This is a genomic window from Marinobacter sp. LV10MA510-1 (genome assembly GCF_002563885.1).
In the GTDB taxonomy this organism is placed as follows: domain Bacteria; phylum Pseudomonadota; class Gammaproteobacteria; order Pseudomonadales; family Oleiphilaceae; genus Marinobacter.
In genome coordinates, this window is sequence record NZ_PDJA01000001.1 from 1,885,602 (window position 1) to 1,900,370 (window position 14,769).

13 protein-coding genes are annotated in these 14,769 nt (G+C 55.8%); 1 reads left to right on the forward strand and 12 read right to left on the reverse strand.

What is annotated here, in order from left to right; genetic code table 11:
- Nucleotides 1-24: 24 nt before the first annotated feature.
- Together rlmD and cysM are read right to left on the reverse strand one after the other, a co-directional pair.
- A complete protein-coding gene (gene rlmD, locus ATI45_RS09030) occupies nt 25-1,371 on the reverse strand; it encodes a 23S rRNA (uracil(1939)-C(5))-methyltransferase RlmD (protein ID WP_098419199.1) in 1,347 nt (448 codons plus the stop codon).
- Nucleotides 1,372-1,396: 25 nt separating this feature from the next.
- Nucleotides 1,397-2,290: a cysteine synthase CysM gene (gene cysM / locus ATI45_RS09035; RefSeq protein ID WP_098419200.1), complete on the reverse strand. Its 894-nt coding sequence runs from the start codon at nt 2,288-2,290 to the stop codon at nt 1,397-1,399.
- Nucleotides 2,291-2,500: 210 nt separating this feature from the next.
- On the opposite strand from cysM, the gene ATI45_RS09040 reads away from it, so the two are divergent.
- Nucleotides 2,501-5,416, forward strand: a complete 2,916-nt coding sequence (locus ATI45_RS09040; protein ID WP_179888401.1) for an ATP-binding protein — start codon at nt 2,501-2,503, stop codon at nt 5,414-5,416.
- A 13-nt stretch (nt 5,417-5,429) separates the two neighbouring features.
- Here the strand turns inward: ATI45_RS09040 and pdxJ are convergent, their stop codons facing one another.
- From pdxJ to ATI45_RS09090, 10 genes are all read right to left on the reverse strand, one after another.
- Nucleotides 5,430-6,164, reverse strand: coding sequence for a pyridoxine 5'-phosphate synthase (gene pdxJ, locus ATI45_RS09045; protein WP_098419201.1), 735 nt, complete (start codon nt 6,162-6,164; stop codon nt 5,430-5,432).
- Nucleotides 6,161-6,880 carry a DNA repair protein RecO gene (recO, locus tag ATI45_RS09050; RefSeq protein ID WP_098419202.1) on the reverse strand — a complete coding sequence of 240 codons (720 nt, stop codon included), beginning with the start codon at nt 6,878-6,880 and terminating at the stop codon, nt 6,161-6,163. Before recO ends, pdxJ begins: the two co-directional genes overlap by 4 nt.
- A 7-nt stretch (nt 6,881-6,887) precedes the next feature.
- On the reverse strand, nt 6,888-7,805 hold the full coding sequence (gene era / locus ATI45_RS09055) for a GTPase Era (RefSeq protein WP_098419203.1): 918 nt from the start codon (nt 7,803-7,805) through the stop codon (nt 6,888-6,890).
- The gene (gene rnc, locus ATI45_RS09060) at nt 7,805-8,494 is read right to left on the reverse strand and encodes a ribonuclease III (protein WP_007350855.1); all 690 of its coding nucleotides are present in this window, start codon (nt 8,492-8,494) and stop codon (nt 7,805-7,807) included. The genes era and rnc overlap by 1 nt, the downstream gene beginning before the upstream one ends.
- Entirely contained in the window at nt 8,491-8,880 is a 390-nt protein-coding gene (locus ATI45_RS09065; RefSeq protein WP_098421698.1) for a DUF4845 domain-containing protein, read from the reverse strand. Before ATI45_RS09065 ends, rnc begins: the two co-directional genes overlap by 4 nt.
- Before the next feature lie 26 nt (nt 8,881-8,906).
- Complete coding sequence (gene lepB / locus ATI45_RS09070) at nt 8,907-9,686, reverse strand: signal peptidase I (RefSeq protein ID WP_098419204.1); 780 nt, start codon at nt 9,684-9,686, stop codon at nt 8,907-8,909.
- Between the two features lie 56 nt (nt 9,687-9,742).
- The gene (gene lepA, locus ATI45_RS09075) at nt 9,743-11,545 is read right to left on the reverse strand and encodes a translation elongation factor 4 (protein ID WP_098421699.1); all 1,803 of its coding nucleotides are present in this window, start codon (nt 11,543-11,545) and stop codon (nt 9,743-9,745) included.
- Between the two features lie 131 nt (nt 11,546-11,676).
- Entirely contained in the window at nt 11,677-13,149 is a 1,473-nt protein-coding gene (locus ATI45_RS09080; protein WP_098419205.1) for a DegQ family serine endoprotease, read from the reverse strand.
- 113 nt (nt 13,150-13,262) lie between these two features.
- Nucleotides 13,263-13,712, reverse strand: a complete 450-nt coding sequence (locus ATI45_RS09085) for a SoxR reducing system RseC family protein (protein WP_098419206.1) — start codon at nt 13,710-13,712, stop codon at nt 13,263-13,265.
- A complete protein-coding gene (locus ATI45_RS09090) occupies nt 13,709-14,764 on the reverse strand; it encodes a MucB/RseB C-terminal domain-containing protein (RefSeq protein ID WP_098419207.1) in 1,056 nt (351 codons plus the stop codon). The genes ATI45_RS09085 and ATI45_RS09090 overlap by 4 nt, the downstream gene beginning before the upstream one ends.
- Between the last annotated feature and the right edge of the window lie 5 nt (nt 14,765-14,769).

Genomic DNA, 14,769 nt, shown 5'->3' on the forward strand with positions numbered 1-14,769 from the left:
TTTTCAGATTAGCCGGAATCGCGCTTAACCAGAATCACGCTCAAAAAGCGCTATGGATTCCACGTGAGTAGTATGCGGGAACATATCCATGACACCCGCTTGCACCAGGCGGTAGCCATTACGCACCATAACACCCGCATCCCGCGCCAAGGTGGCCGGGTTGCAAGACACATACACAATGCGGCTGGCGTTAAAGGCGGTTAAGTACTGGCAGATGTCTTCGGCGCCGGAGCGCGGCGGGTCAATCAGAATCTTGTCGAAACCCTCTTTGGCCCAGCTCTGGCCGGTAAAATCGCCGTGCAAGTCGGCGCCAAAAAAGGTGACATTATCCAGGCCGTTCAACGCGGCGTTCTCGCGGCCGCGCTCAACCATGGCGTCGTCGCCTTCAACACCGACCACTTGGCCACCACTGCGGGCCAACGGCAGGGTAAAGTTGCCCAAACCGCAAAAAAGATCCAAGACTCGCTCACCGGGCTGCACGTCCAGCCAGTCGATGGCGCGCTTAACCATCACCTGGTTGATGCTGGCATTCACCTGGGTGAAGTCCATTGGGTGAAACGCCAGGGTCAAATCAAATTCCGCCAAGCTGTAACTCAAACGTTCATCCTGGTGACCTGCAGATTCCGGCCAGATACGGTGAACCGTGTCCGGGCCTTTAGGTTGCAAATAAATGTGCAGATCGTGGTTTTGACCAAACACAATCAACTTGCTGCGGTCGCCGTCGCTCAAGTCCTCCATGTTACGGAACACCATCACGGCCACATCATCACCGCAGGCAACCTCTACTTGGGGAATGCGGTCAAAAGCATCCATGCCGTGCAGCAATTCGCGCAGCGGCATAATGCGTTCGCCAATACGTGGGTCCAGCACCAGGCAGCGGTCAATATCCGTCAGGAAATTACTGCTCTTTTCGCGGAAACCAACCAGCACTGATTCACGTGCCTTTACAAAACGCACACCCAGCCGCGCTTTGCGGCGGTAACCCATGGTGTCAGCGCGCAGAGGTTTAACCCACTGCTCGGGCTCGATACCACCAAAATGGGCAAAGTGCTCTTTCAGAGTGTTTTCTTTGAACGCAATCTGCGCCTCTGCGCTCATGTGCTGCAGGCTGCAGCCACCGCACACAGCGGCAAAATCGCAGGGCGGAGTCTGGCGGTCGGGAGCCGCGTTCAGTACCTCAAGTGTGCGCAATTCGTCAAATTTGCTGCGGCTGCCAACCATCTTGGCCATCACTGTTTCGCCTGGCAGCGCGCCGCTGACAAATTGCACTTTACCCTCGTTACGGGCAATACCACGGCCATCATGGCCGAGTTTTTCGACCTCGCAGCGCACAGGTTCCTGGGGCAACACTTTTCTGCGTCTTCTACTCATCAATTCTTCTCTTTTTTAATCAGGCTCAGGCGCTAGGAAATACGCCGGTAGACAGGTAGCGGTCACCACGGTCACAAATAATGCCCACGATAACGGCGTTTTCAAGCGTTTGGGAAAGTCGCAGCGCCGCGGCGATGGAACCGCCAGACGATACGCCGCAAAAAATACCTTCTTTTTCGGCCAGCGCGCGCATCGTGGTCTCGGCCTCGACCTGACCAATATCCATTACCTGATCAACCGCCTTGGCATCAAAAATTTTAGGCATATAGGCTTCTGACCAGCGCCGAATTCCCGGTATGGCCGCGCCCTCGCTGGGTTGCAGGCCAACAATGCGGACGTCAGGGTTGCGCTCTTTCAAGTAGCGGGACACGCCCACAACCGTACCCGTGGTGCCCATAGAGGCCACGAAATGGGTTACCCGGCCATTGGTCTGCTGCCAGATTTCAGGGCCGGTGGTGCGGTAGTGCGCCAGTGGGTTGTCAGCATTGGCGAACTGGTCCAGAACCTTGCCTTTGCCTTCGGCCTGCATGCGTTCGGCCAGATCGCGGGCGCCTTCCATACCGTCTTCCTTGCTCACCGCAATGATTTCGGCGCCATAAGCGCGCATGGACGCGCGCCTCTCTTCGCTCATATTGGAAGGCATGATCAACACCATGCGGTAACCCTTTATCGCCGCCGCCATAGCCAGGGCAATACCGGTATTACCGCTGGTGGCTTCGATCAGGGTATCGCCGGGCTTGATGTCGCCGCGGATTTCGGCTTGTTGGATCATGCTAATCGCGGGCCGATCTTTGACCGAACCGGCCGGATTATTACCTTCCAGTTTGGCAAGGATGACATTACTGGTATCGCCTGGCAGGCGCTGCAGGCGAACCAGGGGGGTTTTACCAACATAATCTTCAATGGTTGGAAAATACATAATGAGTCCCTGTGGTACACTTTTGGGGTTAAATCATACGCCTTATAGCGACTCCAGCCCAATACAGCTTATTGCTATCGCAAGAGCCTGGCGTTATAGCTACGAATTAGGTTAACGGCTGCCGGCAACAACACCCGTCGGGCGCAAACACCGAACCAACAGACTGATGCCCGTAGTACGCGGGCAAAATGCCATTTTTTGGAATTGTTTATGGGGCGCTGGGATTTTACCAACCGGGGTATTCGTCACTGGGGCATTCGCAACAAGGTACTGATGGCCACACTGATACCCACGCTGGCTACCACTTTACTGCTGGGCCTGTTTTTCAGTTCAAGTTGGGTTAACCAGATTGAAAGCCTGCTACGGGACCGCGGCGAAGCCTTGTCGCGGCAACTGGCGGCGGGCTCAGAATACGGCCTGTTTACGGCCAACCGGCACTTGTTAGACAGCCTTTCCAACGCCTTGCTGCAAGAGCAGGATGTGCGCTCCATCAGCTTTTTCGACAGCGCCGGCGAGCGTCTTCTGCACACCGGCCCAGACACCCACAAACGCGATATCGCCGAGCAGCTGCAGGGTCAGGTCGCGCAGCAGCTACCGCGCCAGCAGAGTACCTTTTTCATTACGCCGGTTACCCTGCAGGACCTGATGATCGAGAATCTGCTCAATGCCAATGGCGAGGCTGATGTGCCCAGTACCCAGCAAACTCTGGGCTGGGTGGCCGTGGAGATGTCCCATATCCGCACCGAAAAAGAAACCTACAAAGCCCTGTTGATTTCCCTGCTGTTAGTCCTTTCCGGTGTGGTGTTCAGCGTGCTGGTGTCGTTGCGCCTGAGCCAGGCTTTCACCAGCCCGGTTTATAAACTTAATAAAGCCGTTGCCGAGCTTAAAGAAGGCAAATTGGAAACCCGGGTTTGTACTCGAGCGGGGCCCGAATTTCAACAGCTTGAGTCCGGCCTGAACGCCATGGCGGCCGCCTTGAGCAAGGCCCAGGCAGACATGCAGAAAAACGTGGACCAGGCCACCGAAGACCTACGGGAAACGCTGGAAACTATTGAAATCCAGAATATTGAACTGGATTTTGCGCGTAAGGAAGCGCTGGAGGCGAGCCGCATAAAATCAGAATTTCTGGCCAATATGTCTCACGAAATCCGTACTCCGCTCAACGGTATTATCGGGTTCACCGAACTGCTGTTAAAAGGCTCCCTGGCCCGCCAGCAAAGAGATCACCTGAACACGATTCGCAAGTCATCGGAGATCCTGCTGACCATCATCAACGACATTCTCGACTTTTCCAAAATCGAAGCCGGCAAGCTAACGTTGGACCGGGTACCGTTCCAGCTGCGGGATATTGTGGAAGAAGTCATGGTGATGCTCGCGCCGGCAGCGCACGACAAAAACCTGGACCTGGTGACCCTGGTTTACAACGATGTGCCCAACAACCTGATGGGCGACCCATTAAGGCTGAAACAGATTATTACCAATTTGCTCAACAACGCCATCAAGTTTACCCACACCGGCGAAGTGGTCCTGCGTGCCAGCCTGGAAGAAGAGGACGCCAATAATGGCTCCGTTACCCTGCGCATCAGCGTAGCGGATACAGGCATGGGACTGTCACGCGCACAACAGCGACCATTGTTTGATGCGTTTAGTCAGGCCGACGCATCAACCGCACGGCAATATGGTGGTACCGGGCTCGGTCTGGCTATATCCAAACGCCTGGCAGAGGAAATGGGCGGCAAGATCGGCCTGGAAAGCGAGCCTGGGAAAGGCTCTACATTCTGGTTCACCCTGACCAGCACGCGGGCCAGCCAAAACGATAGCGACAGTCCCCGTAACGGCCTGCGCGGTGAACGCATGATTTATCTGGAGCAACAAAAAACCACCGGCCTGGCGATGAAGCACCTGTTGCGGGACTGGGGCGTTACCGTAGAGCGGGTTAGCTCTCCTGACGCCATGCAAGAGCGCATCGAACAGGCGCAGCGAGAGCAGGCCGGCTTTGCCGTCGCGCTGATTGGTATTAATCGCCATCTGCTCAATTCCAGCCAATATCGCAGCCTGGTGCACAGCATTGAGGTTGACCGCGATTGTCGCACCCTGTTGCTGACGCCAACCTTAGAAAGCCACGACACCCCCCTGGTGGCCAATGTTAGCAGCCACCTGACCAAACCCGTTCTGCGCGGGGCGCTCTACAATGAGCTGATGTTATTGGTGCACGGCATCAACGCTAACGACCACACGCCCGATCGCGGTTACGGTCTGGCAACACCACAGCCGGAACCCGACAGAGAAAGCCTCAACCCCAGGGTTCTGGCGGTAGACGACAACGAAGCCAATCTCAAACTGGTGCTGACCCTGCTACAGGATGCGGGCGTAAACACGGTAGGCGCCGCCAGCGGCTTTGAAGCGCTGACAAAGGCCCGCTCCCGTCAATTCGATTTGATATTCATGGACCTGCAGATGCCAGGTATGGACGGCGTTGCTACTACCCAAAGGCTAAGGCAACTGGAAACCGCCGGCTGCCAGCGTGCCGCCATTATTGCACTGACCGCTCACGCCATGAGTGACGAGCGAGGCCGGTTGGCGCGGCAGGGATTCGACGGCTATATGACCAAGCCGGTCAGCAGCCGCCAACTGCTGGACGCCGTCGAGCAGCACACAGGATTGGTATGTTGCGACGGTGCAGGCGACGGCGGTCGAGCTAACGAAGTGCGCGACAGCCGCAGAGCACTGCGACCGTCGAGTCGAAAAATGACCAGGGAATGCATCAGTATTGAGGAAAGCCTGCGCCTGGCAGCCGGCAAAGCAGACCTGGCCGAAGAGTTATTCAGCATGCTGCTGGAACAAATAACACCCACCGTAGAAGCCATTGAGCAGCACTGGCACAGCGGCAATAGACTGGAACTGCTGGAGTGCGTGCACAAGCTGCACGGTGGCGCCCGCTACTGCGGCGTACCGGAAGTTCGGGCCGCTGCAAATCAACTGGAGACCGCGTTAAAAACGGCTGACAGCGATATTGATACCCTGACCGATCAGCTGTTAAAAGCATTGAAGCGGCTATTGAACTGGGGCGACAACACCCATTGGCAGTTACTCTTCAGACAACACAGCAGCCTTACGCACTCTTAAAGCCGACGCATTCCTAACGCCGGCAAGCGTTATCAATCAGTGCTTTCATATCCCGCACGGCTTCTTTCAGGCCGGTGAAGACCGCCCGGGCGATAATAGCGTGGCCGATATTCAACTCGTTAATCCCGGCAATCGCGGCCACCCGCTCGGTGTTGTGATAATTCAGACCGTGGCCTGCGTTAACCACCAAACCCTTCTTGCGAGCGTAGGTGACCGCTTCCACCAATACTTTGAACGCCGCATCCGCAGCCGCGCCGCTGGCCTCGGCGTACTCGCCGGTGTGCAATTCAATTACCGGCGCGCCACAGCGTACGGCGGCATCAATCTGAGTTTTGTCCGGGTCGATAAACAGGGACACTTCCGCACCTATGGCCGCCAGGCGTTCGCAGGCTTTGGCGATGCGGGCTTCCTGGCCCTCAACGTCCAAACCGCCCTCGGTGGTCAGTTCTTCACGCTTTTCAGGCACCAGGCACACGCAGGCCGGGCGGATTTGTTCGGCAAAATCCAACATGGCGTCGGTTACCGCCATCTCAAGGTTCATTTTGGTCTGCAAGGTATCGCGTAACAGCAGCACGTCACGGTCTTGAATGTGGCGGCGATCCTCCCGCGGGTGAATGGTTATGCCGTCGGCGCCGGCTTCTTCCGCCAGCAATGCAGCCTGTACCGGATCGGGATACCGCGTGCCGCGGGCCTGGCGTAAAGTGGCCACGTGATCAATATTCACACCAAGCAATACTCTGGAGTTCATTTTACTGCTCCTGACTGGATAAAAAGTTGGCGGCTGTGCAGTGGTCGCCCTTGTAACAAATAGTCCACCAGCGCACGCATCACCCGTTTGGCGACGCGGCGCGCTTCAATGTCACTGTAATCATCGGCAGCCAGCGCGAGCAGCGCAACGCCACGGAGTTTTTTTACCCGCACATCGGCACCCGGGCGCTCAACAATGCCCTGCTGCGGATGGTATCCGTAAAACCAGCCTGCTTGCACCGGCGCACCGCTATCGGTCGCCAGATCCCAGGCGAAATCGTAACCCAAGGCCAGCGCCAGACTGCGTTCGAAACGCCGCAGCACCGGTTCCAGCTCAGCAGCAGCGGCAAGCTTGGCCATGGCATCCAGATAAGCAGCAAATAACAGCGGATAAGGGTCGGCCGCAGGCAGAATGCGTTGCATCAGTTCATTCAGATAAAAACCGCTGAACAGTGCTTGCGATTGCGCCAGAACCGGCGCCGGGCGAACCTCTACCTGAGTCAGGGTTTTTAGTCCCCCCTTGCCAGCCCAGTCCAACAATAGTGGCTGAAACGGTTGCAACTGGGCTTTGAGCGGGCTTTTGCTGGTACTGGCGCCACGGGCAATCAAGTCAACGCGGCCGTAATTCAGGGTGAACACGTCTATCTGCAAGCTGGTTTCACGCCAGGGCCGGCGATGAATTACATAGCCCGGCTCCTGCATTACCTTGCTGCTCATGGCAGACTCAGAAATCGTTCATGCCCAGGCTTTTCAAAGCCCGTTCACTGTCGGCCCAACCGCGTTTGACCTTCACCCAAAGCCGAAGCATGACTTTGTTGTCGAACATCCGCTCCATGTCAATCCGCGCATCCTGGCCAATGCTGCGCAGGCGGTCGCCCTTATCGCCAATGATGATTTTCTTCTGGCCTTCACGTTCAACCAGTATCACGGCTGATATGTGCAGAGTTTTACCATCGTGCTTAAACTCTTCTATTTCCACCGCCACCGAATAGGGCAACTCGGCACCTAGCTGGCGGGTGATTTTCTCACGCACCATTTCCGAGGCCATAAAGCGCTCACTGCGGTCGGTAATCTGGTCGTCTGGGTAAAAGTGCACGCTCTGCGGCAGGAAGCGGCCGACACATTCTTCCAGCGGTATCAGGTTCGTCTCGCGCAGTGCCGAGACGGGAATCATTTCGGCGAAATCGCGCTTACGCGACAGCATGTCCAGATGCGGTAGCAGGGTTTCCCGTTTTTCCATTTTGTCGACCTTGTTGATCGCCAGAATCACCGGGCATTTCAAGCTCGAAAGCTTCTCCAGCACCAGTTCATCGGCGGTGGTCCAGGCTAACTGGTCAACCACAAATACCACCACGTCGACACCTTTCAAGGCCGAAGTAGCAGCCTTGTTCATGTATCGGTTTATCGCCCGTGGTTGTTCTTCATGCATACCCGGTGTGTCGACATACACAGCCTGCACCGGGCCAATGGTTTTTATACCCAGAACCTGGTGACGGGTGGTTTGCGGCTTGCGCGAGGTAATACTGAGCTTCTGGCCCAGCATGTGATTCATCAGGGTAGACTTGCCCACATTGGGGCGTCCTACGATGGCCACAAAGCCACAACGGCTGTCAGGGTCTTGCGGGCGGGTTGTATCCGTCATCAATCGTTCTCCACACCCAGTTCTTTCAGGGCATTACGGGCGGCTTGCTGTTCGGCTATGCGGCGACTGTTGCCGCTGCCTGTGGTTTTGCGCCCCAATGAGGACAGCGCGCAGGATATGTGAAATGTCTGATTGTGGGCTTCACCGTCAACCGACAGAACGTCATAAATCGGCAGCGGAAACTGGCGCGACTGAAGATATTCCTGCAGGCGGGTTTTCGGGTCTTTCTGGGTATCCTGTAAGTCCAGATTCTGCAGGCGCAAATCAAACCAACGCAATATCTGAGCCTGACAGGTAACAAAATCACTGTCCAGATAGATAGCGCCGATGACCGACTCTACCGCATCTGCCAGTATGGATTCACGGCGAAAGCCGCCACTTTTTAGCTCACCTGAACCCAAGCGCAGATAGGAGCCTAAATCAAACTCCCGCCCAATTTCTGCCAGAGTTACGCCCTTGACCATGCGCGCCCGCAAGCGGCTTAGCTGCCCTTCACGGGCTTTGGGGAAGCGCCTGAACAAATGCTCGGCGATCACCATGTTTACAATGGAGTCACCCAGAAACTCAAGGCGTTCATTGTTTTGATTGCCGAAACTGCGGTGAGTCAGAGCCAGCAGTAAACGTTCCTGGGATTTGAACTGATAACCGATACGTCGCTGCAAGGGCTCAAGGTCGGGCTGAACGCTCATTGGCCACTCATATCGTAAGCGTGCTTGAAGTGCATCACGGCGTCTACGTTACTGATCACCGGCGAGCGCACTTCATAGTCCACCATAATCAGTACCCGATCACCGTCTTTGTCAACGGTAATGCTCTCGGCGCTGAGAGTGCGAACATTGTTCACGCTCAGGCGCTTATTAATCTGTGAACGCACTTCGGCTGGCCCCATTTCCGACAATCCTTTGGTATCGTTCAGACCTTCGAGTGCTTCCTGGATGGTGTAATCATCCATGTACGCTGGCCCAAGCTTCAGCAACAAGGTTAGCAGGCTGCCAAAAAACAGCACCATGACCAGCATGACCAGCCCGGATGCGCCGCGCTGCTTTTTCATATCTGACCCGCTGTTGTTATTCATTCCCTGCATCCCCATGCGGTTTCCCATTATTCTATGCCACCCACCCGGCGAAACGATGGCAAGCTGGCCAGCGACTCCCAGTGCATCCAGATGGCGAAGGCCTTGCCAACAACAAGGTCGTCTGGAACCGTGCCCCAGTAGCGGCTGTCATTGCTGTTGTCACGGTTGTCACCCATTACAAAATAATGACCTTCGGGCACTTGCCATTCGCCTTCACCACCGTTGCCCAGGCGGCCCTTGGTCAGAAAAATATCGTGTTCTACCCCACCCAGTTGTTCGCGCCTGTATTCGTTGGGCGGCAGACGCGCCACAAATCGCGACTCCACTTTTTCACCGTTAATAAACAGCGTTTTATCGCGGTAGCGAATCTGGTCACCGGGCAACCCCACCACTCGTTTTATGTAATTGGTTTTGCGATCTTCAGGGTAGCGGAACACCATCACATCACCGCGATCTGGATCATCGATGCTGACCACTTTTGAGCCCAAAACCGGCAGCCGAAGACCATAAGCAAACTTGTTCACCAGAATGAAATCGCCCACCTCCAGGGTAGGCAGCATAGAGCCAGAGGGAATCTGGAATGGCTCTACCAGAAACGAACGCAAAACCAACACAATGACCAATACCGGAAAAAAAGAACGGCTCAGCTCAACCAGATAAGGCTCTTTTGCGGCTGAGTCTGCCTCAGGCGCCGCGGCATTCGCTTTGGCGGCGCGGCGCGGGCGTAAAAACAGCTTGTCGGCGAGCCAGACCAAACCCGTTACAAAGGTCAGAATGACCAAAATTAGCGGAAAATCGATATCCATTCAGATGCCTACTTATCAGATGCCCAGTTATCAGATGCGCAATATTTGTCGATTTTCTAGTTGTCGATTTTCAATACCGCTAAAAACGCGTCTTGGGGCACTTCTACGTTACCCACTTGCTTCATGCGTTTTTTACCGTCTTTCTGCTTTTGCAGCAGTTTCTTTTTGCGACTGACATCGCCGCCATAACACTTGGCGGTCACGTTCTTACGCAAGGCTTTCACCGTCACCCGTGACACAACCTGGTTGCCGATAGCCGCTTGAATGGCAATATCAAACATCTGCCGCGGAATCAGCTCTTTCATTTTTTCCACCAGTTGACGACCCTTGTGATTCGCCAGTTCACGGTGAACAATCAAGGCCAAAGCATCCACCCGCTCACTATTGATCAGCACATCCAGACGCACAAGATTGGCGGCCTGAAACCGGATAAAGTGGTAATCCAGTGATGCGAAGCCCCGGCTGACGGATTTTAGCCGGTCGAAAAAGTCGAGAACCACTTCGGCCATGGGCAACTCGTAAGTGAGCTGCACCTGTCTGGTGGTGAAGTGCATACTTTTTTGCACGCCGCGTTTTTGCTCGCAAAGGGCAATGACATTCCCCAAATGCTCTTGCGGCACCAAAATATTGGCTTGCACAATGGGCTCACGCATTTCCTCAATTGAGCCAATATCCGGCAACTTTGAGGGGCTGTCTACCGACAAGGTCTCACCCTGTTTGGTAAGCACCTCATAAATAACCGTGGGCGCGGTGGTGACCAGGTCAATATCGTACTCACGCTCCAGCCGCTCCTGAATAATTTCCATGTGCAGCATGCCCAGGAAACCACAGCGGAAGCCAAAGCCCAAAGCGTCAGAGCTTTCCGGCTCGAAAAACAAGGACGCATCATTCAGCGTCAGTTTATCCAAGGCATCGCGGAAATCGTTGTAATCGTCGGAGCTGACTGGAAACAGACCGGCGTATACCTGCGGCTGAATTTTCTTGAAACCCGGCAGCATAGGGGTTTCGTCGGCAAATTTGTGGTGCACAATGGTATCGCCCACCGGCGCGCCGTGAATGGCTTTGATACCGGCAACCACAAAACCTACATCACCCGCTTCCAGAATGTTGGTGTCGTGGGGCTTTGGGTTAAAAATGCCAACTTTGTCTGCATTCCAAGCCTTACCCGTCGACTTGATAACAATTTTTTCGCCCTTTCTCAGCACACCCTGGGTCACCCGCACCAGCGACACAACGCCCAGGTAGTTATCAAACCAGGAGTCGATAATCAGTGCCTGCAGCGGGGCAGAACGATCGCCTGTTGGCGGTGGAATTTTCTGGATCAGATCTTCCAGAACGTCTTCCACACCCATGCCGCTCTTTGCCGAGCAGCGCACGGCGCTGCTGGCGTCTATGCCAATGATGTCTTCAATCTCGGCGGCTACCCGCTCCGGTTCTGCCTGCGGCAAATCCATCTTATTCAATACCGGAACCACTTCCAGGCCCTGTTCGATGGCGGTGTAGCAGTTGGCCACCGACTGAGCTTCCACGCCTTGCCCGGCGTCCACCACCAGCAGCGCGCCTTCGCACGCGTAGAGTGACCGCGACACTTCGTAAGAAAAGTCCACGTGCCCCGGCGTATCAATAAAATTGAGTTTGTAAACCTGGCCATCACGAGCTGTGTAATTCAGGGTCACACACTGCGCTTTGATAGTAATACCGCGTTCACGCTCAATATCCATGGAATCAAGCACCTGCTCCGCCATTTCACGGGAGGTCAGGCCACCGCAGGTCTGGATAAACCGGTCTGCAAGTGTGGATTTGCCATGGTCAATATGGGCGATAATAGAGAAGTTACGGATTCGGCTCAGTTCAGTCACAGACAATGAATACTCGTATAAGACACAGGATTGAGCCCGGAAGGGGCCGTTGCCGGATCCGGCAACGGCGTGATTTTACAGTTTACCGGCCGCCATTGCCATTGCTGTCGGCGGCCGGACTTGAAGGGGCGTTAAGGTTTCATAACCAGATAGAGCGCACGGCCCTGGCGCACCACACGCACCGGCACGGCACGATCGTCGGCCAGATTGCCGGCAATGTCGCGGAAGTCCGCCACTGACGTCACCGCCTTGCGATCGATTTCAGTGATCACGTCATTGGGGCGTATACCTGCGTCGAAAGCCGGGCCACCCTGAACTTCCGCCACTAATACGCCGGCACTGATGCCCTGAGCATCGGTCATGCCCGCCGGCAGCGGCTCAACGCTCAGGCCAAACAGCGAAGACGCACTGTCACCCGGGGTTGCGGGGCTCTGCGCCTGGGCGCCGCGCTCGTCCGGTAGCTGGCCAATTTTCACATCAATAGACATTTCGTTGCCGCCACGCAGCACCGTTAAACGCGCTGACTCACCAATCGGCGTACGCCCCACCATCGGCGGCAGCTCAGATGACAACTGCAATTCTTCGCCGTCATAGGCCAACACAATATCACCGGACTGCAAGCCTGCAGCTTCTGCCGGTGAACCGCCAAGCACCTCGGCAACCAGCGCGCCGCGCGGGCGCTTCAAGCCAAAACTCTCGGCCAGATCACGGTTTACTTCCTGAATAAGCACGCCCAACCAACCACGGGATACGCTGCCATTGTCGCGGATCTGGCGGAATACGCTCATGGCGTCATCGATGGGAATGGCGAAAGACACCCCCATAAAGCCGCCGGAACGGGTATAAATCTGGGAATTAATGCCAATCACGTCGCCGTCCATGTTGAACAACGGTCCGCCGGAATTACCGGGATTGATAGCCACATCTGTCTGAATAAACGGCACGTAATTTTCACTGGGCAGGGAGCGGCCAAGCGCACTGACGATGCCGGCGGTGACCGTATAGTCAAAACCAAAGGGTGAACCGATGGCAAAAACCCACTCACCCACTTTTAAATCTTTCGATTTGCCGACCTGAACCACAGGCAGGTCGTCGCCATTTTCGATTTTCAATACGGCCATATCGGAGCGCGGATCCGTGCCGATCAGGCGCGCAGGCAATTCACGCCGGTCATTCAAGCGCACAATAATTTCGTCCGCGCCCTCTACCACGTGATTGTTGGTCAGCACGTAGCCATCCCGGGACACAATAAAACCGGAGCCCATAGACTGGGTTGGCTGGGCGCGACCGCCGTGGGGATTACCAGAGCCAGGGCCACGGAAAAAATCCTGAAAGAATTCTGGCATCTGCTCAAGCTGGCGCTCGTCAAAAGGCAGACTCTGGAAACGGCTTGTATTTTCCGGCGCCGCCGAGGTGGTGCTGATGTTCACTACCGCACTGGCATTGTCTTCCACCAGTTCGGTGAAGTCAGGCAGGCCACGTGCCTGGGTGGCTTGGCTCCATATCAGCAGTATCATCAGAACAGTGGTCAGCAGCGCCGCCCACATCAAAGTAACGAGGTTGGTGGACTGCCTGGCAGCCACAACCGAGGGTGTTTTTGGCATTGAGCAACTCCCGTAATGAGTTCCGAGCTGACCTGGGCAGCCAGCGAACGGTATTTACAAATTAGTGTGTGAGGGCAAAGCCCGCTGTTTCAATATACGGACGCTGAAGGAAATTATAACGCTTGGGCAGGGACGTTCTTACTAACCTTCATTAAATGTGGCTGATAATCACCGGGCATGCGGCGCTGCCATAGCCTTGCTACTACAAAGCCCGCACCCAGGCCGAAGCCGGCGGCCACAATAGCGACGCCGTCGCTGCCCGGTACCAACTGGCTTGCAGCCATGCTGGCAGCCACCATTAACAGCAGCGGTAACGCATACACCAATAGCGATGCCTGCAATAACGCCTGCTCCGCAATGCCCAGGGTTACCTCATCGCCCACACCCACATTAAGGGTGTTCAGAACTTGCACCTGATTGGCCCGACCACCGCTGGCAGCCGCCAGCACACGCTGACCGCAGCCACTGCGAGCGGAGCAACTCTGGCACACGCTCTGGCGAATAGTTTGCACCCAGACGGTGTTACCAGACACTGCGACCACCCGACCGCTTTCGGTGATCACCGGCTCGCGCCCTGATGCTCGACCAGGCTTGCGGTGGCGCTGTCAGCATTAGCTCTCTCAACCGCAGCACTGTCAAAACGCACCGACTCTGCCACTTTACGGGCGGTGACCGGAGGCACTTCGCCGACCACCGAAATCAGCACCTGGCGACCGTCTGACTGCACCGGCCGCAAATACACCGTGGTAGCGCCAATACGTGAAGCGCCTGTCGGCATATCCAGGCTGGCAATGTCTTCTACAAACACTGAAAAAGCCGCTAAACCATCACTGAACGCAATCACTTGGCGTTTATCCGATCGCGGGGTGGCCGCAGGTTCAAAACCTGCGGGCAGCCAATCCAACGACCAACCTTGCAGACGGGTCACCAGTTCGGTGGCCGGACTGCCAGGCTCAAGGCTGATGGTGCTGGTCTGATGCTTGTCTGCCGTTGCTATCTGCAACTCGCTGTCGGCAATATCATCGGTAATATCAAGACTGGTGAACTGGAAATGCTCCAGGATCTGGTCGTCGGCGTTACGGGTTTGACTTTTCACCAGCAGGCCGGTGTCTTTTTCCAGCCACAAGCGATAGCTGTAGCGGTAAGGGTCATTAGCGTTCAAGGCAATTTTTACAGCGGCGTAGCCTGCTACGCGGCCTTCTCCCAGCACTTGCGCCTCATACCAGCGCGTCGCAGGCAATAGCTGATCACTAAACGAGTCAGCCAGCGGCCCAGCGGGAATAATAGCATCTAGTGTGACGGTATCCTGAGCTGGCAACACGCAAATAACCTCCATGCCCCGACGCACAATTTCACCGCTCCCGCCGTCCTGAATAACCAGTCTTTCCTCAACCATACTGCCGTTGTAGCGGTGGGCCACTTGCATGGACTGCACCTGCTGGCCGCGGCCGTACACAAACACACCCCGGTAGGAGGTCGTGTTCATGGCCGGGCCCAGGCGCTGCAACCATTTGACCGCTTCTGCGCTATTGGTGGTTTGGGGCTGCGCCTCGGTCGCCTGTGCCGCCGCCGGCATCCACAAACCCATAACCGCAAGGGCCAGGAAAAAACGCAACCATA